Source organism: Agromyces atrinae (genome assembly GCF_013407835.1).
In the GTDB taxonomy this organism is placed as follows: domain Bacteria; phylum Actinomycetota; class Actinomycetes; order Actinomycetales; family Microbacteriaceae; genus Agromyces; species Agromyces atrinae.
Window position 1 is genome coordinate 2731126 of record NZ_JACCBI010000001.1, and the last position, 21435, is coordinate 2752560.

General features: G+C 69.8%; 21 protein-coding genes. 9 read left to right on the plus strand and 12 right to left on the minus strand.

Annotated features, from left to right (window positions below):
* Positions 1 to 2: 2 nt before the first annotated feature.
* Complete coding sequence (locus tag BJ972_RS12790) at positions 3 to 1496, minus strand: APC family permease (RefSeq protein ID WP_164989839.1); 1494 nt, start codon at positions 1494 to 1496, stop codon at positions 3 to 5.
* A gap of 311 nt (positions 1497 to 1807) precedes the next feature.
* On the opposite strand from BJ972_RS12790, the gene BJ972_RS12795 reads away from it, so the two are divergent.
* The 5 genes from BJ972_RS12795 to BJ972_RS12815 all read left to right on the plus strand — a co-directional run bounded on the left by BJ972_RS12795 (position 1808) and on the right by BJ972_RS12815 (position 6352).
* Entirely contained in the window at positions 1808 to 2578 is a 771-nt protein-coding gene (locus tag BJ972_RS12795; RefSeq protein WP_129172092.1) for a hypothetical protein, read from the plus strand.
* 14 nt (positions 2579 to 2592) lie between these two features.
* Complete coding sequence (locus BJ972_RS12800) at positions 2593 to 4494, plus strand: copper amine oxidase (RefSeq protein ID WP_164989838.1); 1902 nt, start codon at positions 2593 to 2595, stop codon at positions 4492 to 4494.
* 80 nt (positions 4495 to 4574) lie between these two features.
* Entirely contained in the window at positions 4575 to 5297 is a 723-nt protein-coding gene (locus BJ972_RS12805; protein WP_129172090.1) for a DUF305 domain-containing protein, read from the plus strand.
* Positions 5294 to 5800, plus strand: coding sequence for a signal peptidase I (gene lepB / locus BJ972_RS12810; RefSeq protein WP_129172089.1), 507 nt, complete (start codon positions 5294 to 5296; stop codon positions 5798 to 5800). Before BJ972_RS12805 ends, lepB begins: the two co-directional genes overlap by 4 nt.
* Before the next feature lie 75 nt (positions 5801 to 5875).
* Positions 5876 to 6352: an aromatic ring-opening dioxygenase LigA gene (locus BJ972_RS12815; protein WP_129172088.1), complete on the plus strand. Its 477-nt coding sequence runs from the start codon at positions 5876 to 5878 to the stop codon at positions 6350 to 6352.
* Positions 6353 to 6427: 75 nt separating this feature from the next.
* Here the strand turns inward: BJ972_RS12815 and BJ972_RS12820 are convergent, their stop codons facing one another.
* The gene (locus BJ972_RS12820) at positions 6428 to 7021 is read right to left on the minus strand and encodes a nitroreductase family protein (protein ID WP_129172087.1); all 594 of its coding nucleotides are present in this window, start codon (positions 7019 to 7021) and stop codon (positions 6428 to 6430) included.
* 77 nt (positions 7022 to 7098) lie between these two features.
* Positions 7099 to 8166 (minus strand): threonine aldolase family protein, encoded by a 1068-nt coding sequence (locus tag BJ972_RS12825; protein WP_129172086.1) that lies wholly within the window; start codon positions 8164 to 8166, stop codon positions 7099 to 7101.
* Between the two features lie 69 nt (positions 8167 to 8235).
* Between BJ972_RS12825 and BJ972_RS12830 the strand changes: the two genes are divergently transcribed.
* Complete coding sequence (locus tag BJ972_RS12830; protein ID WP_129172625.1) at positions 8236 to 8820, plus strand: TetR/AcrR family transcriptional regulator; 585 nt, start codon at positions 8236 to 8238, stop codon at positions 8818 to 8820.
* On the opposite strand, the gene BJ972_RS12835 is transcribed toward BJ972_RS12830, so the two are convergent.
* Positions 8821 to 9927 carry an ABC transporter permease gene (locus tag BJ972_RS12835; RefSeq protein ID WP_129172085.1) on the minus strand — a complete coding sequence of 369 codons (1107 nt, stop codon included), beginning with the start codon at positions 9925 to 9927 and terminating at the stop codon, positions 8821 to 8823.
* Entirely contained in the window at positions 9924 to 10808 is an 885-nt protein-coding gene (locus BJ972_RS12840) for an ABC transporter ATP-binding protein (RefSeq protein WP_129172084.1), read from the minus strand. Before BJ972_RS12840 ends, BJ972_RS12835 begins: the two co-directional genes overlap by 4 nt.
* 102 nt (positions 10809 to 10910) lie before the next feature.
* Here BJ972_RS12840 and panD point away from each other — a divergent pair, with 102 nt between their 5' ends.
* Complete coding sequence (gene panD, locus BJ972_RS12845; RefSeq protein ID WP_129172083.1) at positions 10911 to 11324, plus strand: aspartate 1-decarboxylase; 414 nt, start codon at positions 10911 to 10913, stop codon at positions 11322 to 11324.
* Positions 11325 to 11330: 6 nt separating this feature from the next.
* On the opposite strand, the gene BJ972_RS12850 is transcribed toward panD, so the two are convergent.
* The 4 genes from BJ972_RS12850 to BJ972_RS12865 all read right to left on the minus strand — a co-directional run bounded on the left by BJ972_RS12850 (position 11331) and on the right by BJ972_RS12865 (position 15529).
* Positions 11331 to 12023: a response regulator gene (locus BJ972_RS12850; protein WP_129172082.1), complete on the minus strand. Its 693-nt coding sequence runs from the start codon at positions 12021 to 12023 to the stop codon at positions 11331 to 11333.
* Positions 12020 to 13306 carry a sensor histidine kinase gene (locus BJ972_RS12855; protein WP_129172081.1) on the minus strand — a complete coding sequence of 429 codons (1287 nt, stop codon included), beginning with the start codon at positions 13304 to 13306 and terminating at the stop codon, positions 12020 to 12022. The genes BJ972_RS12850 and BJ972_RS12855 overlap by 4 nt, the downstream gene beginning before the upstream one ends.
* A 164-nt stretch (positions 13307 to 13470) precedes the next feature.
* A complete protein-coding gene (locus BJ972_RS12860) occupies positions 13471 to 14127 on the minus strand; it encodes an SDR family NAD(P)-dependent oxidoreductase (RefSeq protein ID WP_129172080.1) in 657 nt (218 codons plus the stop codon).
* A complete protein-coding gene (locus tag BJ972_RS12865) occupies positions 14120 to 15529 on the minus strand; it encodes a DUF6421 family protein (RefSeq protein ID WP_129172079.1) in 1410 nt (469 codons plus the stop codon). Before BJ972_RS12865 ends, BJ972_RS12860 begins: the two co-directional genes overlap by 8 nt.
* A gap of 213 nt (positions 15530 to 15742) precedes the next feature.
* Between BJ972_RS12865 and BJ972_RS17725 the strand changes: the two genes are divergently transcribed.
* On the plus strand, positions 15743 to 17344 hold the full coding sequence (locus BJ972_RS17725; RefSeq protein WP_129172078.1) for a polysaccharide deacetylase family protein: 1602 nt from the start codon (positions 15743 to 15745) through the stop codon (positions 17342 to 17344).
* 1 nt (position 17345) lies between these two features.
* On the opposite strand, the gene BJ972_RS12875 is transcribed toward BJ972_RS17725, so the two are convergent.
* A complete protein-coding gene (locus tag BJ972_RS12875) occupies positions 17346 to 17576 on the minus strand; it encodes a hypothetical protein (RefSeq protein ID WP_129172077.1) in 231 nt (76 codons plus the stop codon).
* 135 nt (positions 17577 to 17711) lie between these two features.
* On the opposite strand from BJ972_RS12875, the gene BJ972_RS12880 reads away from it, so the two are divergent.
* A complete protein-coding gene (locus tag BJ972_RS12880; protein ID WP_164989837.1) occupies positions 17712 to 18245 on the plus strand; it encodes a hypothetical protein in 534 nt (177 codons plus the stop codon).
* Positions 18246 to 18541: 296 nt separating this feature from the next.
* On the opposite strand, the gene acs is transcribed toward BJ972_RS12880, so the two are convergent.
* Both acs and BJ972_RS12890 read right to left on the minus strand, forming a co-directional pair.
* Positions 18542 to 20521 (minus strand): acetate--CoA ligase, encoded by a 1980-nt coding sequence (acs, locus tag BJ972_RS12885; protein WP_129172624.1) that lies wholly within the window; start codon positions 20519 to 20521, stop codon positions 18542 to 18544.
* Positions 20512 to 21399: an ABC transporter permease gene (locus BJ972_RS12890; protein ID WP_373366828.1), complete on the minus strand. Its 888-nt coding sequence runs from the start codon at positions 21397 to 21399 to the stop codon at positions 20512 to 20514. The genes acs and BJ972_RS12890 overlap by 10 nt, the downstream gene beginning before the upstream one ends.
* Positions 21400 to 21435 lie beyond the last annotated feature (36 nt).

Here is a 21435-nt window from a genome sequence, read left to right on the forward strand (position 1 = left end):
GCTCACTTCTTCGGCGCGGCGGGGACGCCGCCGATCGAGTCCGAGGCCACGGGGCTGTCGTACAGGCCGAGGTGGGCACGCAGCTCGGGGCGGCGTCGCACGCGCACGAGACAGATCGTCGCCGTCACGATCGCGATGGCCAGACCGATGACCGCGCCCGTGGCATCCGTCGTCATCTTCGTCGCCACGTCGTGGACGAGGGCCGCACCGAGAGCCGTGCCCGCGAGGATCGCGGGGAGGGCCGCGCGCCACGTGAACTCACCGATCTTCACGAGGAAGACCGGCGTCGCGATGCACACGAGCACGTAGGCGCCGACGTACCCGACGATCGCCGAGGGAGTCGTGAACGAACGGATGCCGTCGGCGCTGCCCGACACGACGATCCAGACGAGCGGAACGGCGGCGACACCCGTCGTGAGGATGACGGCACCGGGAGCCGGTGTGCCGAACCGCATCGACGTGCGACCGAAGACGTCGGGCAGGAGACCCTCGCGGCTGAGCGCGAAGCAGAGGCGGACGAGCGCCGTCGTCGTCGCGAGCGAGCACGCGAGGAACGACAGGGCGATGATGAGGTCGATGAGGGGAGCGGCGCCCGCGAAGCCGGCGGACTCGACGAGGCGCGCGAGGGGCAGTTCGCCCTCGGCCCCCGAACCCTCGATCGCCGCATCGCCCGAGATCTGGGCCGCGGCGCCGACGAGATAGACGACGCCGACGGCGATGACCGTCCACATGAGCGCACGCGGGATGGTCGCGAGCGGGCGCTTGCTCTCGGGGCCGAGTGCCGTGCCGCTCTCGAAGCCGACGAAGGCGATGAGGGCGATACCGACGCCGGAGAGAACCGTGCTGACGCTGAACGGTTCGCTCACGTCGGGCACGAGGGCACCGACGTTCCAGCCCGTACTGATGAAGACGACGATCGAGAGGGCGAGGATCGTGGCGACCGCGGCGATCTCGATGACGAGCATGATGCGGGTCGAGGGGCGCAGACCGCACACGATCACCGAGCCGATGAGGATCGCGAAGACGGCGATGACGACGGGGAGGATCCACGTCGGTGGGGCGTCGCCGGTCGCTCGACCGATGAGGCCCACGGTGCGCCGAGACGCCCCGACGAGCGTCGAGATGGCGATGGCCGCATAGCCGAGCGCGAGGGCCGTGCCCGCGATGATGCCGAGCGTCGGTCCGAGGCCGCGCGAGACGAAGGTGTAGAGCGAGCCCGTGCTCGCCATGCGCCTCGCGAAGACCGAGATCGTCGCGGCGAGCAGCACGATGATGACGACCGTGACGGCGAGATCGAGGAAGGCGAACGAGCCGGCGGTCTGACCGAGGGATGCCGGGCTGACGAGCACGACGCCCGCGGGGGCGACAGCGGCGACCGACTGCGCGACGACGTCCCACGACCCGACGGATCGCCGGCGCAGACCGTGCAGCGGAGAGGTGGTCGCGAGACCCGGGAGCGGGGTGCGCTCGGCGATGGCCCGTTCGAGTGCCGTCACGCGTCCCTCCTCTCTCGTTCCCACACCTTAGGGAGAGGTCGTTGCCGTGCCACGTCGCCCGTATTTCGGCCGTGTGACGCGGGGTGATACACCGAACGGCCGTTCGTCTCACGGCGTCCACAGAATCGTTCACGAACTTTCCGGCTCGGCAATCGGCCTGAAACACGCCGTCGATTGAGTGGGCCTCACATCGCCGGGTCTTCCGGTCGCCCACCCGCACCACACCGAAAGGATGCCGTGTGAGAAGAACACAGCAACCCCCGCCCGGTTCCGAGGCCGCCGAAACGGCCGAGGGTCGATCGCGATCGCGATTGACCGCCAAGGGACTCGGCATCGCCTCGGCCGCTTCGGCCGCCGGCGCCGTCATCATCCTCGCCGTCGCCACGCAGGTCGCCGTCCAGGCGACCGGCGACTCGGGGCAGGGTTCACCCACGGGTGTCATCGCCGCCGAGTCGACCGACGAGAACGCCCCCGAGAAGGTCGAGAGCGTCGCGGCCCCCGCCGCGATCCCCGCCGCCTACGACCAGCTGTCGGGCGACGAGGTCTCGTACGTCCGTCACCTCGTGAGCCTCACGACCGACTTCACCGAGGGCGCCGACGTCTTCGGTGGAGCGGGCCTCCAGTACCTCTCGACGGATGTCGCCGACCCGACGTTCTACTCCGACGGCCAGCGCCGACTCACGCTGCTGTACTACGACTACGCGACGAACGAACTCGTCAACTTCGTCGTCAACGTCACGGCCGGAACGGTCGAGGAGGTGCAGCGCGGGTCGAACTCGCAGCCCGCTCCGACCGACGCCGAGACGAACCTCGCGTGGGAGCTCATGCTCGCCGACGCCGAAGCGGCCGCCGCTCTCGGTGGCGAGTACGAGGCCGTCACCGGCACGCCCCTCACGAACGTCCCCGGTGCCGTCGAGCTGACCGCGCACTCCTTCACGACCGACGCCGCCTCGTTCGGCGCCGAGACGTGCGGTGTCGACCGCTGCGTCCAGGTGCTCGCTCAGGTGACCGGCGGTCCGTACCTGACGACGAGCATGTTCGTCGTCAACCTGTCCACCCAGACCGTTCTTCCCGTCCGATGACCCAGGAGACATCAATGATCAAACGTTTCGCCACGCTCGCCACGGCGACCGTCGTCGCCGCAGCAGGCTTGCTGATGGTGCCGACGGCCGCGAGCGCGCAAACCGTCACCGAGGCATCGTGCTCCGGCGGCTCCCTCGTCAAGAAGACCCTCGTCGCCGGCTCCGCGTGGGAGATGTGCTGGCGCATCGACACCTACCGTGGACTCGTCCTCGACAAGGTGGCCTACCAGCCCCGCGACGAGTCGGCACCCATGATGGTGCTCGACTCGATCACGCTCGGACAGCTCAACGTGCCCTACGACACGGGTGTCACCGAGTACAACGACGTCACGACCTACCAGGTCGGCGGTCGTCGCCTGCAGGCCCTTCAGCAGGTCGACTGCCCCACCGGTGAGATCCGCACCTCGTGGGTCGACGCCAACCGCGGCGTCATCCCCGCCGTCTGCATCAGCGAAGAGGACTCGGGCATCGCGTACCGCTCGAACATCACGAACGACGCGCTCTACGCGGCTCAGGGCACCGATCTCGTGCTGCACTCGACGTCGCGCATCGGCTGGTACGAGTACATCACCGAGTACCGCTTCCACGACGACGGCGAGATCGACGTGCGTCTCGGCGCGACGGGTGACCTCTCGCCGAACGACTACACGAACGTCGTCAACCAGGGTTGGCCGATCGGCGAAGGGGCGACCGACTACTCGGTGAGCCACTACCACTCCGCCTTCTGGCGCGTGCAGTTCGCCGTCGACAACGCCGAGTCGCACCGTGTCGAGAAGTTCGCCACGAACTTCACCGGCGAGTACGGAACGACGGGTGACACGGGCAAGACCCCGATCCTCGACACGACGGTCACCCCCGTCGAGACCGAGGGCAAGGTCTTCGTCGCGAACCGTGAGACGTACCGCGTCGTGAACCCGTCGAGCCTCAACGCCGACGGCCACGAGCGCTCGTACGAGATCATCATGAACCGCGACCAGGCCTACAACCTGAACCCGGAGACCGACTACGACATCGCGTTCACGAGCGCGAAGCCCGACGAGGTCCACGCGTCGTACAACCTGGTTCCCCAGAAGGCGAACCAGAGCGTCACCGACTACATCGCCGATGGCGAGACCCTCGAGAAGCCCGTCGCCTGGGTCAACGTGGGCTTCCACCACATCAACCGCGATGAGGACCAGAGCCCCATGCCGATCCACTGGCAGGGATTCAAGCTCTACCCGCGTGACGTGACGGCTCAGAACCCGCTCGTTCCCGAGGGCCGCAAGTGGGTCAACGGCGACATGCGTGGTGTTCCGAACCCGAACATCCCCGTCGTCACCCCGACGCCGACCGCGACCCCGACGCCGACCCCGACGACCGAGCCGACGACGCCGCCCACGGGCACGCCGACGACCCCGCCGACGGACACCCCGACGACGCCGCCGACCGGCGGTCCGACCACCCCGACCAACCCGACGACGCCGCCCACCGGCACTCCGACGACGCCGCCCGCGCCGACCGGAACCGTCTCGTTCGGCCAGTCGGAGGTCACCGCGGGTGGAACGCAGTCGGTCACCGCATCGGGCTTCACGCCCGGCGAGTCGGTGAGCGCCGTGCTCCACTCCGACCCGATCGACGTCGGCACCTACATCGCCGATGAAGACGGCGACGTGGTGTTCCAGTTCGTCGTTCCCGCCTCGCTCGAGACCGGTTCGCACTCGCTCGTGCTCACGGGTCAGACGTCATCGACGGTCGCCGAGGGCAGCTTCACCGTCGTCGGCGCGACCGTCGCGGGAGTGATCGGATCGCTCAGCACCACGGGTACCAACGCGAACATCCTCGCGTCGATCGCGGCTCTGCTGCTCCTCGCCGGAGCCGGCCTCGGCTTCGCGGGACTGCGTCGCCGCCAGGCAGACAGCCCCACCGTCTCCGCCTGATGAATCCGCCGCGGGCGGTCGTGGCCTCCCCCGCCACGCCCGCCCGCGGCATCCCCTCTTCTTCGAACTCGGAGCACACCATGGCACGACGCCCCCGACTCGCCGCCGCAGCAGCCGTCATCGCCCTCTCGATCGCCGCCCTGAGCGCCGTCGTCGTGGGTCGCGCGATGATCGGCGGACCGGATGTCTCGTCGGTCCAGGCCTCGGGCGCCGGTACGGTCGCGTCGACGCCCGCCTTCCCGGCCGCTGCCGACTACTGCTACGTCGACGCCATGGTGCCCCACCACGAACAGGCGCTCCTGCTCAGCGAGATCATCCTCGAGGAGCCCGCCGTGAGCGATCGCCTCCGCGCGCTCGCCGACTTCATCATCGTCGACCAGGAGCGCGAGATCACGGCGATGCTCGCGTGGCGCGACGCATGGGTCGCCGCCGACCGCACGATCACCGTCCCGGCCGCGGGTTCCGGCTCGCACGCCGGTCACGGCACGTCGACCACGACGGTCACGGTCGATGCGCCCACGGGCTGCGACTCGCACGCCGACCACTCCGCGATGAAGGGCATGGCCACCCCCGAGCAGCTCGACGAGCTGCGCGCCGCCGAGGGGGATGCCGCCCAGAGACTCTTCCTCGACCTCATGATCGTGCACCACGAGGGTGCGCTCGAGATGGCCGAGCTCGTCGTCCGGGAGGGCGACAACCTCTTCACGAGAGCGTCGGCCAAGCACGTCATGATCGAGCAGGACCGCGAGATCACGGCCATGCGCTCGATGCTCGACGACCTGAGCGCGGGGACTCTCGAGTGAGGGTCGGGCGTCTGATCGCCGCGCTCTCGCCGCCCGTCATCGCCCTCGCCGTCATCCTCTCGTTCGGCACGGGCCGCGTGGACCACGAGTCGATGCGGCCGACGCTCGAGTCGGGCGACACCGTCGTCTTCGACCGTCTGCTCCCCGCCCAGCGCGGGGATGTCGTCGTCGTGGCCGACCCGTCCGACTGGTCGACGACGTCGGATGCGAACCTCGTGAAGCGCGTCATCGCCGTGGGCGGCGATCGCGTGGTGTGCTGCGAGGTCGGCACGCTGCGCCTTCTCGTCAACGGGGAGCCGGTCGACGAGGACTACGTGTTCGACGCCGAGCGCCCGGGCGGGTCCATTCCGTTCGACCTCACGGTGCCGGACTCGTCGCTCTGGCTCGTCGGCGACAACCGTGCGGCGTCGCACGATTCGCGCACCGAGCTCTCGTCGGAGGGCGGCGGAGCCGTTCCCCGCAGCGCCGTCCTGGGGGTCGTGAGATTCGTCGTGCCGGGGTGACGGTGGTAGCGAAACTTCCTCTACACGCTGTAGAGTAACTCTCACAGGAGTTATCCAGATAAGGGGTTGGCGACCATGAACAACGCGACATTCGAGACCGGCACTGCAGTGCTCCGCGGCGGGCAGGTGAAGGCGATCAGGCTCGTCGGCCTCGCCGGTCTCATCGGAGGGGTGCTCCTCATCATCACGGGTCTCGTCGTCTGGATCGCCATCACGTCGCAGCTGCGAGCGGAGGAGATCGTCATCCCCGACGACGCGATCGCCTTCCAGGGCCAGATCGTCGGCGACCCGCTCACCGCGTATGTGCAGGCCGACATCATCAACCACCACGCGCTCGAGATGAGCGGCGGCAAGACCTACGCCGAGCTCGACCGCGAAGACCCCGTGCGCGCGACCGTGATGAACGCGTCCTTCCTGCGGGCATCCCTCTTCACGTCCGTCGTCTCCTACGGCATCGCGGTCTTCGCCGCGGGCGTCGGAGCCCTCTTCCTCCTCTTCGGCTGGGCGCTCCGGGCCATCGTCCCGGCACTGCCGCGAGAGACGAAGAGCTAGAACCGCAACAGAGAACGGATGCCGCGGGCGATTCATTCGCCCGCGGCATCCGCGTGTCTGGGGGTGCGCCGAGCGCTACGCGCCCGCGATGACGATCTCGTCGAGCGAGAGGCGCGTGCGCGGCGCGGACTCGCGCTCGCGCAGCTTCTCGGGGAGCGCGTCGATGTCGCCGAGCACGCCGATCGCCGAGACCGAGACGACGCGGAAGCTGTCGTCGAGTCCGAACGCCGCACGCAGCTTGTCGCCGTCGATGCCGCCCATCTGGTGGGTGTGCAGCCCCTCGTGCTGAGCCTGCACCGAGAGGTGCGCGACTGCCTGGCCGAGGTCGTACTCGGCCCAGCGCAGCTCGGCGCCGTTCGCGTCGGTCGTCTGGATGATGTTGACGATGAGGAGGGCTGCCGAATCGGCCCATGCCTGGTTGAAGCCGAGCAGTCCGTCGTGCACGGTGGTGAACTCGGGCGTGCCGCGGCGTGCGACGACGAAGCGCCACGGCTGCGTGTTGCTCGCCGACGGAGCCCAGCGCGCGGCCTCGAGGATCGTCGCGACGGTCTCGTCGGAGATGACGGCGTCGGGGTCGTACGCGCGCGGGCTGAAGCGCTCGACGAGCGCGGGGATGAGGGCGGCGTCGGTCTCGGCGCGGCGTGAGGTGATGTCGGTGATGAGCGTCATCGTGGCGGCTTTCTCGAGGATTTCAGAGGGAGGCGGGGCAACGATGACCCGTGGGAGTCAACGTCGCGGCGTGCGGTCTATTCCCCGAGCTCGCGGCGGATGACGCTGATGAACGCGTCGACGTCATCTGCCGTCGTGTCGAAGCCGCACATCCAGCGCACCTCGCCGGCTGCGGCGTCCCAGTCGTAGAAGCGCACGTGCTCGCGGACGCGATCGGCGACACCGGCGGGCAGGGTCGCGAACACGGCGTTGGCCTGCGTGGGCTGCGTGAACCCGAGGCCCGGGAAGCCGCCGTCGGCGATGCCCGCCTCGAGGCCCGAGCGCAGACGCGTCGCCATGGCGTTCGCGTGGCGGGCGTTCTCGAGCCACAGGTCGCCCTCGAGGAGCGCGATGATCTGCGCCGAGACGAAGCGCATCTTCGACGCGAGTTGCATGTTGAGCTTGCGGAGGTAGACGAGGCCGTCGGCCGCCGCGGGGTCGAGCACGACGATCGACTCGCCGAAGATGAGCCCGTTCTTGGTGCCGCCGAACGAGACGACGTCGACGCCGGCATCCGTCGTGAATGCCCGCAAGGGGGCGTCGAGGGCGGCCGCCGCGTTCGAGAGGCGGGCCCCGTCGACGTGCAGGCGCATGCCCTTCGCGTGGGCGTGGTCGGCGATCGCCCGGATCTCGTCGATCGAGTACACCGTGCCGAGTTCGGTCGATTGCGTGATCGAGACGACGAGCGGCTGCGCGCGGTGCTCGTCGCCCCAGCCCCAGGCCTCGCGGTCGATGAGTTCGGGGGTGAGCTTGCCGTCGGTCGTCGGCACGTTCAGGATCTTGAGCCCGCCGACCTTCTCGGGCGCGCCGCCCTCGTCGACGTTGATGTGAGCGGTCGACGCCGCGACGACGGCGCCCCAGCGCGGCAGCATCGACTGCAGCGCCGTGACGTTCGCACCCGTTCCGTTGAAGACGGGGAACGCCTCGGCGGCATCGCCGAAGTGCGACTTCATGACCTCCTGCAGGCGTTCCGTGTAGACATCCCCGCCGTACGCGACCTGGTGGCCGCCGTTCGCCGCCCCGAGAGCAGCGAGCACGTCGGGGTGCACTCCGCTGTAGTTGTCGGAGGCGAAGCCGCGGGAATCGATGTCATGCAGAGTGTTCACCCCTCCATCCTCCCTCGTTCTGCGCCGAGTCGGCACGCCCGTCGGTGACAGGATAGGGGCGTGGCTGAGATGAAGCAGGGACGCGCCCGCACCGCGGCGGCGCTCGAGTCCGCCGCGATCTCGCTCGTGCTCGAGCACGGCTACGACAACGTCACCGTCGACATGATCGCCGACGCGGCGGGGGTCTCGCAGCGCACCTTCTTCAACTACTTCGCGACGAAGGAGGCGGCGCTCCTCGGCAGTGCCGTGCCGCACGTCGACCGCGAGGCCGCCCGCGCGTTCGTCGCCTCGACCGGCCCGCTGCTGGCCGAGGCCGTGCACCTCGTCTCGTTCGACGAGGCGGCGCTCGCCGATCATGAGCGGCTCTTCGTCGACCGCGTGCGCGCGATCGCGTCGAACCCGGCCCTGCTCACACGGCAGATGGAGAAGTTCACGCTGCTCGAGAGCGAGCTGCAGGAGATCGTCGGAGAACGCCTCGCCACGCAGTTCGGCGAGAGCGACGCCGCCGAGGCCGCCCTCATCACGAGTGTGCTCACCGCCGTCATCCGTCACCAGGGGCAGTGCTTCGCGTCGGCGTACGCCGAGGGCGACGAGCCGCCGTCATCCGACGAGCTCGCCGCCCTCATCACCCGGGTCGTTCCCCGGTTGGCGTGACTAGCCCTTGATCGCCTCGGAGAGCTTCACCCGTGCACCCATGCGGAGCAGCGAGTTCGAGTAGATGCGCTCTCCGATGAGGATCACGACGGCCGTCGTGGCGATGAGGATCGCGAGCGAGAGCAGCGGCTCCCACCACTCGGCGGTGCCGAGGAAGATACGCATCGGCATGCCGACCGGAGCAGAGAACGGCACATAGCTCATGATCGAGAGCACCGTCGGGTTGTTGTTGAAGACGATGATGAGGATGTACGGCGCCATGACGAGCATCGTCACGGGCGACGTCGCCGACTGCACGTCTTCGGCGCGCGAGACGAGGGCCGCGGTCGCCGCGAACAGTGCCGCGAGCATCACGAAGCCGATCGCGAAGAACACGACGAACCAGATGACCGACGAGCCGAGCCCGCCGAGCAGCACGCGCTGGCCCGTCACGACGAGGCCGACGAGAGCGAGACCCGCGATCGCGACGATCTGACCGAACGCCATCGCCGAGTTGCCGAGCACCTTGCCGGTGAGGAGCGAACGCGCCGAGACGGTCGACAGCAGGATCTCGACGACGCGCGTCTGCTTCTCTTCGACGACCGACTGGGCGATCGTGCCACCGAAGGTGATCGCCGACATGAAGAACACGATGCCGAAGCCGAGCGCGACGATGTAGATGAGGAACGGGTTCGGAGCGTCGGGGTTCAGCAGCTCGACGCTCGGCACGATCGCGAGCGACTGCACGACGTTCGAGGGCGTCGAGTCGAGGCCGATAACGCTGACCCCGGTCGGGTCGCTCGGCGCGTCGACGATGATCGCGTCGATGTCGCCGTCGCGCAGCATCGTCTCGGCGGCGGCCTGATCGCTCGCCGTCTCGAGCTCGAAGCCCGCCTTCTCGGCGACGGATGACGCGCTCGACCCGATCGCGGCGACCTTGGGCGCACTCTCGCCGGTGCCGCTCAGCACACTGCCGAGGATGATCGAGGCGAGTACGGCGACCATGAGGATGATCGTCGAGATGATGAACGACTTCGACCGCACGCGCGTGACGATCTCGCGTCCCGCGACGAGTCCGACGCTGTCGGCGAAGCGCGGGGTGCGGCGCTCGGGGGCAGTGGTGCTCATCGGACGACCTCCTTGAAGATTTCGGCGAGGGTGGTGCGTTCGCGGCCGAAGCTCACGACGTCACCGTGGGCGACGGCGGCGCGCAGCACCTGCTGGCGCGCCTCGGCGGAGTCGGCCTCGAAGACCGCGTAGCCGCCGTCGAAGTCGATGACGGTGATGCCGGGCTGCTCGCGGAGCCAGCCGGCGTCGCCGTTGAGAAGCAGCTCGTAGCGCGTCGAACCATGCGCGTCGCGCAGCTCGTCGCGCGAGCCGGAGGCGCGGATCTGGCCGCCCGCGATGATGACGAGGTCGTCGCAGAGGCGTTCGACGATGTCGAGCTGGTGCGACGAGAAGAGCACGGGGGCACCGCCGGCGGCGTAGTCGGTGAGCACTGACTGCACCGTCTCGACGGCGATCGGGTCGAGGCCCGAGAACGGCTCGTCGAGCACGAGCACCTCGGGGCGGTGCACGAGGGCCGCGGCGATCTGCGCGCGCTGCTGGTTGCCGAGCGAGAGGCTCTCGACGGTGTCGTTCAGGCGCTCGCCGAGGCCGAGGCGTTCGAGCAGCTCGGTGGCGTTCTTCTTCGCGGCATCCGCCTTCCACCCGTGCAGCCGGGCGAAGTAGACGATCTGCTCGAGCACCTTCATCTTCGGGTACAGGCCACGCTCTTCGGGCATGTAGCCGAAGCGACGGCGGTCGGCCGCGGTGATGGGGGAGCCTTGCAGGGTGACGGTTCCCGCGTCGGAGGAGAGCACGCCGAGGATGATGCGCATCGTCGTGGTCTTTCCGGCGCCGTTACCGCCGACGAAGCCGGTCATGCGGCCGTCTCCGACCGTGAACGTGACCCCGTCGAGCACTTTTCGTGTGCCGTACGACTTGTCGATTCCGTTGAGTTCGAGCATGGTTTCACGCTATTGCCGACGTGTGCCGCGCGGTATCCGCCGTGCGGCTGGTTCTCGGCCTCGCTCTCCGCCGCGAGGCGGACGCCCGGCTACGCTGGTGCGGTGCTGCGAACGATGCTCAAAGGCAAGATCCACCGTGCGACGGTCACCCACGCCGACCTCCACTACGTCGGCTCGCTGACGGTCGACCGTGACCTCATGGACGCCGCCGACCTGCTGCCGGGCGAACAGGTCGCCGTCGTCGACGTGACGAACGGCGCCCGCCTCGAGACCTACGTCATCGAGGGCGAGCGCGGGTCGGGCGTCATCGGCGTGAACGGTGCGGCCGCGCACCTCATCGGCACGGGCGACCTCGTGATCGTCATCTCGTACGCGCAGCTCGACGAGGCCGAGGCGCGCTCGTTCCGGCCGAGCATCGTGCACGTCGACGAGTCGAACCGCATCGTCGCGACAGGCACGGATGCCGCCGAGGTACTCATCGCCGAGCTCGAACGTCCGCCCTTCGCGGTCGCCTGACGGGGATCACGCCCCGGGCAGCACCACGCCGTTCTCGTAGGCGTAGACGACCGCGTGGATGCGGTCGCGCAAGCCCAGCTTCATGAGCACCTTCGACACGTGGGTCTTGACGGTCGCCTCGCCGACGTAGATGCGCGCGGCGATCTCGGCGTTCGAGAGACCCTCGGCGAGCAGTTCGAGAACCTCGCGCTCGCGCTCGGTGAGCGAGTCGAGCTCGGGGTTCTGCGCGGCGGGGGGAGCGCTCGCCGCACCCTGCCCGCGGGTCGCGGCGACCGCGGAGATGACGTGTCGCGTGACGTCGGGCGACAGCAGCGCATCGCCGCGCGCGACGATCTGCACGGCCTCGATGAGCTTCTCGGGTGACGAGTTCTTCAGCAGGAACCCGCTCGCCCCGGCCTGCAGCGCGGTGAAGAGGTAGTCCTCGCGGTTGAAGGTCGTGAGCACGAGCACCGCGGCGTCGACGGACGGGTCGGCCGTGAGCAGTCGCGTCGCCTCGAGGCCGTCCATGCCGGGCATCTGCACGTCCATGCAGACGACGTCGGGGCGGAGGTCGCGCGCCGCCGTGACGGCCGCTGCGCCATCGGATGCCTCGCCGACCACGACGATCCCGGGCTCCGAGGCGAGGATGGTGCGGAATCCGGCGCGAACCAGATCTTGGTCGTCGACGACGAGGACACGGATGTCGGTGCTGGTGCTCATGCTGCCCCTTCGGCGCGGGAGGTCGGGAACGTCGCTCGCACTCGGAAACCGCCGCGCGGGCGCGGCCCGATCTCGATCGTGCCACCGACGGCGGCGACGCGTTCGCGCATGCCGATGACGCCGAGCCCGCCGGAGCGCGCGGTGCCCGGAACCGACCCGGTGTTCGTGACCTCGAGCTCGACGGCGGAGTCGAGGTAACGCAGCCGGATGTCGGCCTGCGCCGCGGCACCCGCGTGCTTCCGCACATTCGTGAGGGACTCCTGCGTGATGCGGTAGAGACTCACGCTCACGAGCGGCGGGATGGTGCGCTCGGCGCCGATGACCTCGAACGAGACGGGCAGCCCCGCGTCGGCGGCGAGATCGGGCAGTCGTGCGACCCCGCGCGTGGAAGCACCCTCGGCCGCCGGGGCGTCGGCACCGGCATCCTCACCGTTCTCGGATCGCAGGGTGCCGAGCAGGCGATGCAGCTCGTCGACGGCCTCGCGCGCGCTCGACTCGATCGCCGAGAGCGAGTCGGCCGCAGCGGCGGGATCGCGGCTCAGCACGCGGCGGGCGGCACCGGCCTGCACGCCCATGACCGAGACGTGGTGGGCGACGACGTCGTGGAGCTCCCGGGCGATGCGCACGCGTTCGAGCGCGACGGCCTGCGCCTTCGTGCGCTCACGCTCGGCGGCGAGCTCTGCCGTGCGCTGCTCGAGCTGGGCACGGGACTTCGCCGAGCGGTACGCCGAACTGCCGAAGAACCAGGCCCCGCCGAAGTAGAGCAGGTCCGTGATGACGTTGATGAGGCTGTACGCGACGTACTCCGAGAACGGGCCGTCGGCCGAGAATCCTGTCGCCTCGATCTGCACGTTCGAGAGCACGATCGTCGACCAGAACAGCCAGGCGAACATCACGCCGACGATGAGCGAGCGCACGATGGTGGCCAGCCGGCGACTGCGACTCCATGCGCCGATGGAGTACATGGCGATGAAGAGCGCGATGTTGCTGAAGAGCAGCTCCATGATGCCGAGCTCGGCTCCGACGATGAAGGCCGCAGCCACCGTCACGCCGGCGATCTCGGGCCACCGTCGCCGGAACGCGAGCGGCAGCGTCATCGCGACGACCCAGATGAGCGAGTGCCAGAACGGTGACTCGTCGAAGAGGCCCGTCGTGCGGTACAGCACGAGGCTGCCCGTCGCGCACACCGCGAGCACGAGCGCGAGGATCGCGTCGTGGCGATACCCGGCCCGGCCCGGCTTCGGGCGCACCCATTCGGTGTCGTCGAGGCTCGCTGCGGTCATCCCCTCACGGTACCCGGGGCGGTGCGGGCGGTCATCCGCCTCACGACGGATGCCGGGCGCCCCGCCCCACGCCGAAAGGTCAATCCGAGGGGGTCCGCGACGCGCGGGACCCCGAGGGATTGACCTTTCGAGGGGAAACGGGGGAGCTGCGCCGCGCTACGCGCTCACGCGCTGAGCGTCGCGATGCGCCCGTTGACGTCGGCCGCGGGCGTCGACCACAGGCCGACGACGTGCTCGGCGAGGGCGTCCTCAAGTCCGTCGAGGGCGCGCACCCGTACGATCGCGGCGGCGGCATCGCCCGATTCGTTCGCGGAGAACGCCTGCGCGACGGCGAGCGTCCACGCTTCGCTCGCGGCCTTGACCGCCGTGTAGTTGGCGTTGCTCGCGGTCGGCCGGGCGACGCTCGTCGACGAGACGATGAGCAGCCGGCCCGCGTCCGACGCCGCGAGGTCGTCGACGAAGAACCGCGTCGCGTGGCGGAGCGCCGTGAGCGAGCCCTCGAGGAACCGGAAGTCGTCCTCGGTCTGCCCCGCGATTCCGCCGCCTCCGCGCCAGCCGCCGACGAGGTGCACGAGGCCGTCGAGGTGCCCGACCCGAGCACGCACGCGCAGCGCGAGCTCGGCGACGTCGCTCTCGTCGGTGAGGTCGCACCGCTCGGTGAGGATGCCCGGGACGTCGGCTTCGAGTTCGGCGAGCCGCTCGGAGTTGGAGCCGACCGAGACGACTTGCGCGCCGGCGGCGGCGAGGGCGCGGGCCACCGCACGGCCCGCGCTGCTCGTCGCCCCGGCGATGAGGACGGTGCGACCCGTGACGTCAGTCATCGGAGCCGACGATGCCGACGGTCGACGCGATGACGTCCTTCATCTTCTTGTCGAGAGCCTCGTAGAACATCGAGAGCGGGAACTCGTCGTCCATGACGAGGTCGGTGTAGCCCTTCGGCGGTCCCGCGAGCACCTCGCGCGGCAGACCCTCGGCCCAGACGGATGCCGGGTTGGGGGCGAGTACGGAGGCGACGAGCTCGTACGCGGCGAGCCAGTGCGCCGTCTTCGGGCGATCGATCGACTTCCAGTACAGGTCGTCGATCGTGTCGCCGAGGGCGACGACCGCGTCGGGCACGGCCTCCCAGTCGAAGGCGAGCTGCGTGTCGGTCCAGTGCAGCACGCCGCGCTGGTGCAGCCACGCGAACAGCAGCTGACCGCCGAGCCCGTCGTAGTTGCGCACGCGCGTGCCCGTGATCGCGAACCGGAAGATGCGGTCGAAGATCACGGCGTACTGCACGAGCCCCGCCTGGTCGAGGGTCTCGGCCTCGATCGGAGTGAGCTCGTCACCGTCATCCGCTCGGGCGCGGAGCGCTCGCTCGATCCTCACCGACTCGCGGAAGGCGGTGAGGTCGCAGCGCAGCTCTTCGAGCGAGTAGAGGAAGAAGGGCATGCGCTGCTTGATCATGAACGGATCGAAGGGCAGGTCGCCGCGCATGTGGGTGCGGTCGTGGATGATGTCCCACATGACGAACGTGCGCTCCGCGAGCGCCTGGTCGTCGAGCAGCGCGGCGGCCGCCGGCGGCAGGTCGAGCTTCGTGATCGCGGCGGCCGTGCGCACGACGCGACGGTAGCGCGCCGCCTCGCGGTCCTGGAAGATCGCGCCCCACGTGAACGTCGGGATCTCGCGCATCGCGACCGTCTCGGGGAAGAGCACGGCCGAGTTCGTGTCGTAGCCGGGGGTGAAGTCGACGAGGCGGAGGCTCACGAAGAGCGTGTTGCCGTAGTCGCCGGCCTCGAGCGCCGCGATGAACTCGGGCCAGATGACCTCGACGAGGAGGGCCTCGACGTGGCGGTCACTCGAGCCGTTCTGCGTGTACATGGGGAAGACGACGAGGTGGCGGAGGCCGTCGACCCGGTGCCGCTGCGGCTGGAAGGCGATGAGCGAGTCGAGGAAGTCGGGTACGCCGAGGCCGTCATCCTGCCAGCGCCGGAAGTCGACGACGAGCGCCTCGAGGTACTCGGCGTCGTGCGGGAAGCGCGGGGCGAGGGATTCGATCGCACCGACGATGGTGTCGACGAGAGCGGATGCCGCGGGCCGGTCGACCTCGGACACCGAGCCGTCCTTCGCCTGGAGCGGCTGGATCGCGGTCGCGGCGGCCTTCAGCTCGAGCCACGCGGGGTGCAGCTCGTCTTCGAGGACCTCGGGTTCTCCCACGATTGCGTGTGCAGTGATCTGTGACATCGGAACCTCCGTCCCCGGGGTCGACCGCGTGTGCGGTGACGCCCGGTCGGGCGTCGATCCCAGGCTATGCGCGCAGTCTCGATGATGTGTTGTGGCCGTGCGCGGCTTTTTTGCGTGCATTCGCGGTGACCCGCCGAAAATCTGCATCGCCGCCGTCTCGTCGGACGTCTCGCCTAGTCTGGCGCCATGGGAAGTCGGGGGAGGGAGCGTGCTGTGTGCGCGCTCGTGATGGCCTCCGTCGTGCTCGCCCTGACGGCGTGCTCCGGCCCGCCGTTCTGGGCCGACGGGGGAGGGCTCGACCCGCTCGACCCCGTCGCGGCGAGCACCGCCCCGCCCACGTCGACACCCACCGTTGAGCCGCCGCCTCCGCCGCTGCCCGCGCGCGTCGACCGGAAGGCCGTCGCGCCCGCGATCTCCGACGCGTCGCGTGCCGTGCTGCAGTCGCGCCTTGCCGCGATGAAGGTCGGCGACGCCTCGATCGCCGTGCGCTGGGCGACGCTTCCGGGCGAGAACGCCCTCAATGCTCTCCTCGCCTCACGGGCGCGGGCCGCGGCCGACGCCTTCGCGGCGTCGCTCGGAGCCGCATGGGCGCCGGGGGTCGACGTCGCACCGGGCGGCACGGGAGCAGCGTGCCCGAGCATCGCGTCGGCTCCGCGCACGGTCGGGTGCGAACTCGTGCTCGCGCACGGCGACCTCGTCGGGGTGCGGACGGTCACCGAGCCCGCCGAGCCCGAGCCCGTGACGCGTACGGCGATCTACGCGGATGCCGCAGGCAACGTCATCGGCGATGGCACGGCGCTCATCGACCCGAGTCGGCGGGCCTATGCACTCATGCTCGTCGCCCAGGCGATCGTCGATGCCGAGAAGACGCCCGGGCCGCCGATCGGCAAGGTGCCTCGCGGATCACGCCCGACCGCGACATCCGCCGCGCCGACTCCGCTGCCCGAACCGGCGCCGACCGCACCGACGGGGCCGTTCGTCGCGGTGCTCCCCGAGAACCGCGGGGTGCTGCTCGCGGATGCCGTCGTGCTCGCCTCGGGCGACCTGCTCGTGCACGCGCCGACCGCACCGGGCGCCGATGGCCGCGGCACGCGAGCGGTTCCCGTCCTGATCGACGCCGAGGCCGACATCCTGAGCGATCTCGGTGAGCGCATCGTCGCGGCCCTCGACGCCGACGCTGTGCTCGCCCCGCAGACGGCGGGCCTCACGGCGGTCGACTGCGGATTCGTCGCGTGCGTCGCGCTCACCTTCGACGACGGGCCGACGGGCCTCACCGACGGCCTGCTCGACACGCTCGGCGCCGCGAACGTGCGCGCGACGTTCTACCTGCAGGGCGGATACGTCGAGAACCGCCCGGCGACCGTGCTGCGCACCGCTCAGCTCGGGCACGAGCTCGGCAACCACACGTGGGCGCACCCCGCGCTCACGACCCTGCCCGACCCCGACGTCGTCGACCAGATCGCGCGCACTCAGGCGGCCATCGCCGCGGCCTCGGGCGTCGTGCCGACGACGATGCGCCCGCCCTACGGCGACTACGACGACCGCATCGTCGCTCTCGTCGGCATGCCGCTCGTCACATGGGACATCGACACGAAGGACTGGGCCGATCCCGGTCGAGCGCTCCTCGTCGAGCGCGCCGTCGGCGGCCCCGACCGGGGCAGCATCGTGCTCATGCACGACACCCACGAGTCGACCGTCGCCGCCGTGCCCGAGATCATCACGGGGCTCCGCGGTCGCGGGTTCGACTTCGCGAGCGTGTCGGGGCTCTTCGGCGGGGCGGCGCCCGGCGGCCGCGTGACGCACGGGCCGCGCTGAGTCAGGCGGTGGGCGTCGCGCCCGGCTCGGCGTTGTCACCCGACTCGGCGTCGTCCCCGTCGAAGGCGAGCATCATCGCCGTCTCGATCTTCGTGCGCTCGGTGTAGGCGTTGAGCGCACGCGTGCCGGCGAGGGCGAGCCGCACGAGGATGACGACGACCACCACGGCTGCGGCGAGGATCAGCGCATAGAAGACGATGAGCAGAGTCCAGGTGTAGTCGTAGAACATCATCGTTCGACGCTATCGACATCCCTCGACAGCGTCCACCCGCTCACTCAGAGCCTGCACAGTGCGCACAGGGCTGGTCCATAGGGTTCGTTCCTACAGTGACGAGGTCCCTGAATCACGAGATATTGAGGTCCTTCCATGGCTGCACGCCCGTCCCGTCCGATTTCCGTCGCGAAGCTCATCGTTCCGCTCGTCACGCTCGTCGTCGCGCTCGGAGCGTTGATCTACGGCGCCACCTCGACGTCGGCCGCGGTGACCTCGCTCAACGCCGCACTCGACGCGGGCACCGCGACGGCGACCGACGTCTACGGAGGACAGTCGATCATCGTCGTCTACGCCGCCGTGCTCGGTGCCGGAATCCTCGGAGTCATCGTCGCCCTCGCCGCGATCGGCGTGCTCGCCGGTGTCGGCGGTTTCCGCGCCCCCGTGCAGGAGGAGTTCGTCTTCGATGAGCTCGACCTCATCGACGACGTCGACGACCTCGACGAGGAACTCGCGGAGAAGCCGGTCGAGCAGCCCGCTGAGAAGCCGGTCGAGAAGCCTGCGGAGCGCACTGCTGAGCGCCCCGCCGTTGCCGAGGCGATCGCCCCCGCCCCCGTCGTGGCCGAGCCCGCAGTAGACGAGCCCGACGCTGACGCCCCCACCCAGGACCCCTCCACCCCCAAGGCCTGACCCCCACGCACGCGTCATCCCGTGATCGACGCTGGCGGATGAGGAGATCTCCCGCCCCGAGCGGCGTGTCGACACCCGCGCACCGGCGTGTCGCCCGAGATCTCCTTATCCGCCGCGCAGCCCGGGGCCTCCGCGCGTACACGGATGCTGCAGATCCACGCGCCACGCCGCGTCAGCGCCTCGACACGCCGACGCGCCGCGCATTTCGCAGCAACGGCGCACACGCGTCATCCGTGCACACGCGTCATCCGCCGCGTGCCCGCAGCACACGCCGAGACTACGGGGTGCAAGCGGATCTAGACGAGCAGCTCTGCGATGCGGCCGGGGACGGACTCGTCCTGCAGGGAAGTCGTGTCGCCGAGCGGGCGTCCCTCGGCGAGGTCGACGAGCAGGCGCCGCATGATCTTGCCCGAGCGGGTCTTCGGCAGGTCGGGCACGAGCACGATGCGCTTGGGCTTCGCGATGGGCCCGATCGCGTGAGCGACGTGATCGCGGAGTGCCGCGATGGTCGACTCGTCGGGCTCCGACGAGAGCACGACGAACGCCGCGACCGCTTCGCCCGTCGTCGCGTCGGACACTCCGACGACTCCGGCCTCGCCGACCGCGGGGTGCGACACGAGGGCCGATTCGATCTCGATGGTCGACAGGCGGTGGCCGGCGACGTTGATGACGTCGTCCACCCGGCCGAGCAGCCAGATGTCGCCGTCGGCGTCGTACTTCGCGCCGTCGCCCGAGAAGAAGTATCCCTGCGCCGCGAACTTCGCCCAGTACGAGTCGCGGTAGCGCTCGGGGTTGCCCCACACGGTGCGCGCCATGCCCGGCCAGGTTCCGTCGATGACGAGGTAACCGCCCGAGCCGCGCGGCACCTGGCGCCCACTGTCGTCGACGACACGCGTGCGGAGGCCGGGGAGCGCGGTGAGCGACGAGCCGGGCTTGAGGGTCGAGACGCCGGGCAGCGGGGCCATGACGGCGGCGCCGGTCTCCGACTGCCACCACGTGTCGACGATCGGGGCGCGGCCCCCGCCGATCTGCTCGTGGAACCACACCCACGCCTCGGGGTTGATCGCCTCGCCCACCGAACCGAGCAGGCGGATGCTCGACAGGTCGTATTCGGACGGCACGCCCGCGGGGAACCACGTCATGAGCGAGCGGATGAGCGTCGGCGCCGTGTAGTACGTCGAGACGCCGTAACGCTCGATGATCTCGAAGTGCCGGCCGGCGTGCGGGGTGTTCGGCGTGCCCTCGTAGATGACGCTCGTGATGCCGTTGGACAGCGGTCCGTAGAGCACGTACGAGTGCGCCGTGACCCACGCGAGGTCGGCGGTGCACCAGTAGACGTCGTCCTGCTTCGCGTCGAACACGGCCCAGTGGCTCCACGACGTGTGCGTGAGGTAGCCGCCGCTCGAGTGCACGAGCCCTTTCGGCTTACCGGTCGTGCCGCTCGTGTAGATGATGAAGAGGGGATGCTCGGCGTCGAAGTACTCCGGCGTGTGGACGTCGCTCGCGGTGTCGACGACGTCGTGCCACCAGACGTCGCGACCGTCGGTCCAGGGGATGTCGGGGGTCTCGTCACCCGTACGGCGGATGACGAGCACGTGCTCGATCGAGGGCACACCGTCGACGGCGGCGTCGGCCGCTTCTTTCACGGCGACGGCTGCGCCGCGGCGGAACTGCCCGTCGGTCGTGATCAGCAGCTTGGCGCGCGTGTCTTCGACGCGGAAGCGCAGCGCCTCAGCAGAGAAGCCGCCGAAGACGAGGGAGTGCACGGCGCCGATGCGCGCGACGGCGAGGGTCGCGATGACGGTCTCGAGCAGCACGGGCAGGTAGATGACGACGCGGTCGCCGGCCTCGATGCCGAGGGCCGTGAGGGCGTTCGCGGCCTTCGACACCTCGCGCTGCAGTTCGGCGTACGTGAGGCTCTGACGGTCGCCCCGTTCTCCCTCGAAGTGGAAGGCGACCTTCTCGCCGCGGCCGGCGTCCACGTGCCGGTCGACGCAGTTGACGGCGACGTTCAGGCGCCCGCCCGAGAACCACTCGGCGCGCGGAACCCGCGAGCCGTCGGCATCCGTCGGCTCCCACGTGTGGGCCGTGTGCCACGGCTCGGCCCAGTCGAGGCGCTCGGCCTGACGCTCCCAGAAGGCGACGGGGTCGGCCGCGGCGATGCCGTACTCGTCGGCGTCGACGTTGCCGTCGAAGCCCGCCGGTGCCGGGTAGCGCCGCAGCTCGTCGGAGAGCGACGCGATCGTTCCGTCGTTCGCGAAGTCGTTCACGCCCATTTCTTGATGGCCCACCGTTCGAAGAGTCCGAGGATCGCGTCGGTCAGCTTGCCGAGGATGGCGAGCAGGATGATCGCGAGGAAGATGCGGTCGATGCGGCCGTTCTGGCCGGAGTCGAGGAGGAGGAAGCCGAGACCCATCGACGAGGCGAGGAGCTCGGCGGCGACGAGGAAGAGCCACGCCTGCGCGAGGGCGAGGCGGAGGGCCGAGATGACCGAGGGCACGACGGCCGGCAGCTGCACACGGGTGAAGAGCGAGAGGCCGTGGTAGCCGAACGCGCGGCCCGCCTCGAGCAGGTGCTGGTCGACGTGCCGGAGCGCGGCGGCGACGACCGTGTAGACGGGGAAGAACGCGCCGATCGCGATGAGCGTGACCTTCGAGTCTTCGCCGATGCCGATCCAGAGCAGCAGGAGCGGCACCCACGCGAGCGACGGAACGGCGCGGATGCCGCCGAGGATGGGCGAGAAGAAGATGTCGCCGAGCTTCGAGAGCCCCACGATCGCACCCATCGCGAGACCGATCACGGCGCCGAACGCGAAGCCGATGAGCACGCGCTGCGTCGAGATCGCGATGTAGAGGCCGAGCAGTCCGCGCTCGGCGAGGTCGACGGCCGACAGCCACACCATCTCGGGCGACGGCAGTTGCGAGATGGGGACAGCGCCGCTCGTCGAGGCGATCTGCCAGACGACGAGCAGGATGACGGGGATGACGAGTCCGCCGAGGATGCGGAACCAGCGGCGTGAGGTGAGGGGGCCGATGCCGGACGGGCCGTACGAGCCCGCCACGGCGACGGCCCGCCCACCCCCGACGACGGGAGCCGCGAACGAACCGTCGACGCTGCCGTCGGGCAGGCCAGCGGTGCCATCCCCATCAGTCACGTGAACCACTCACTTTCGTACGGTGTGTCGGCGAGA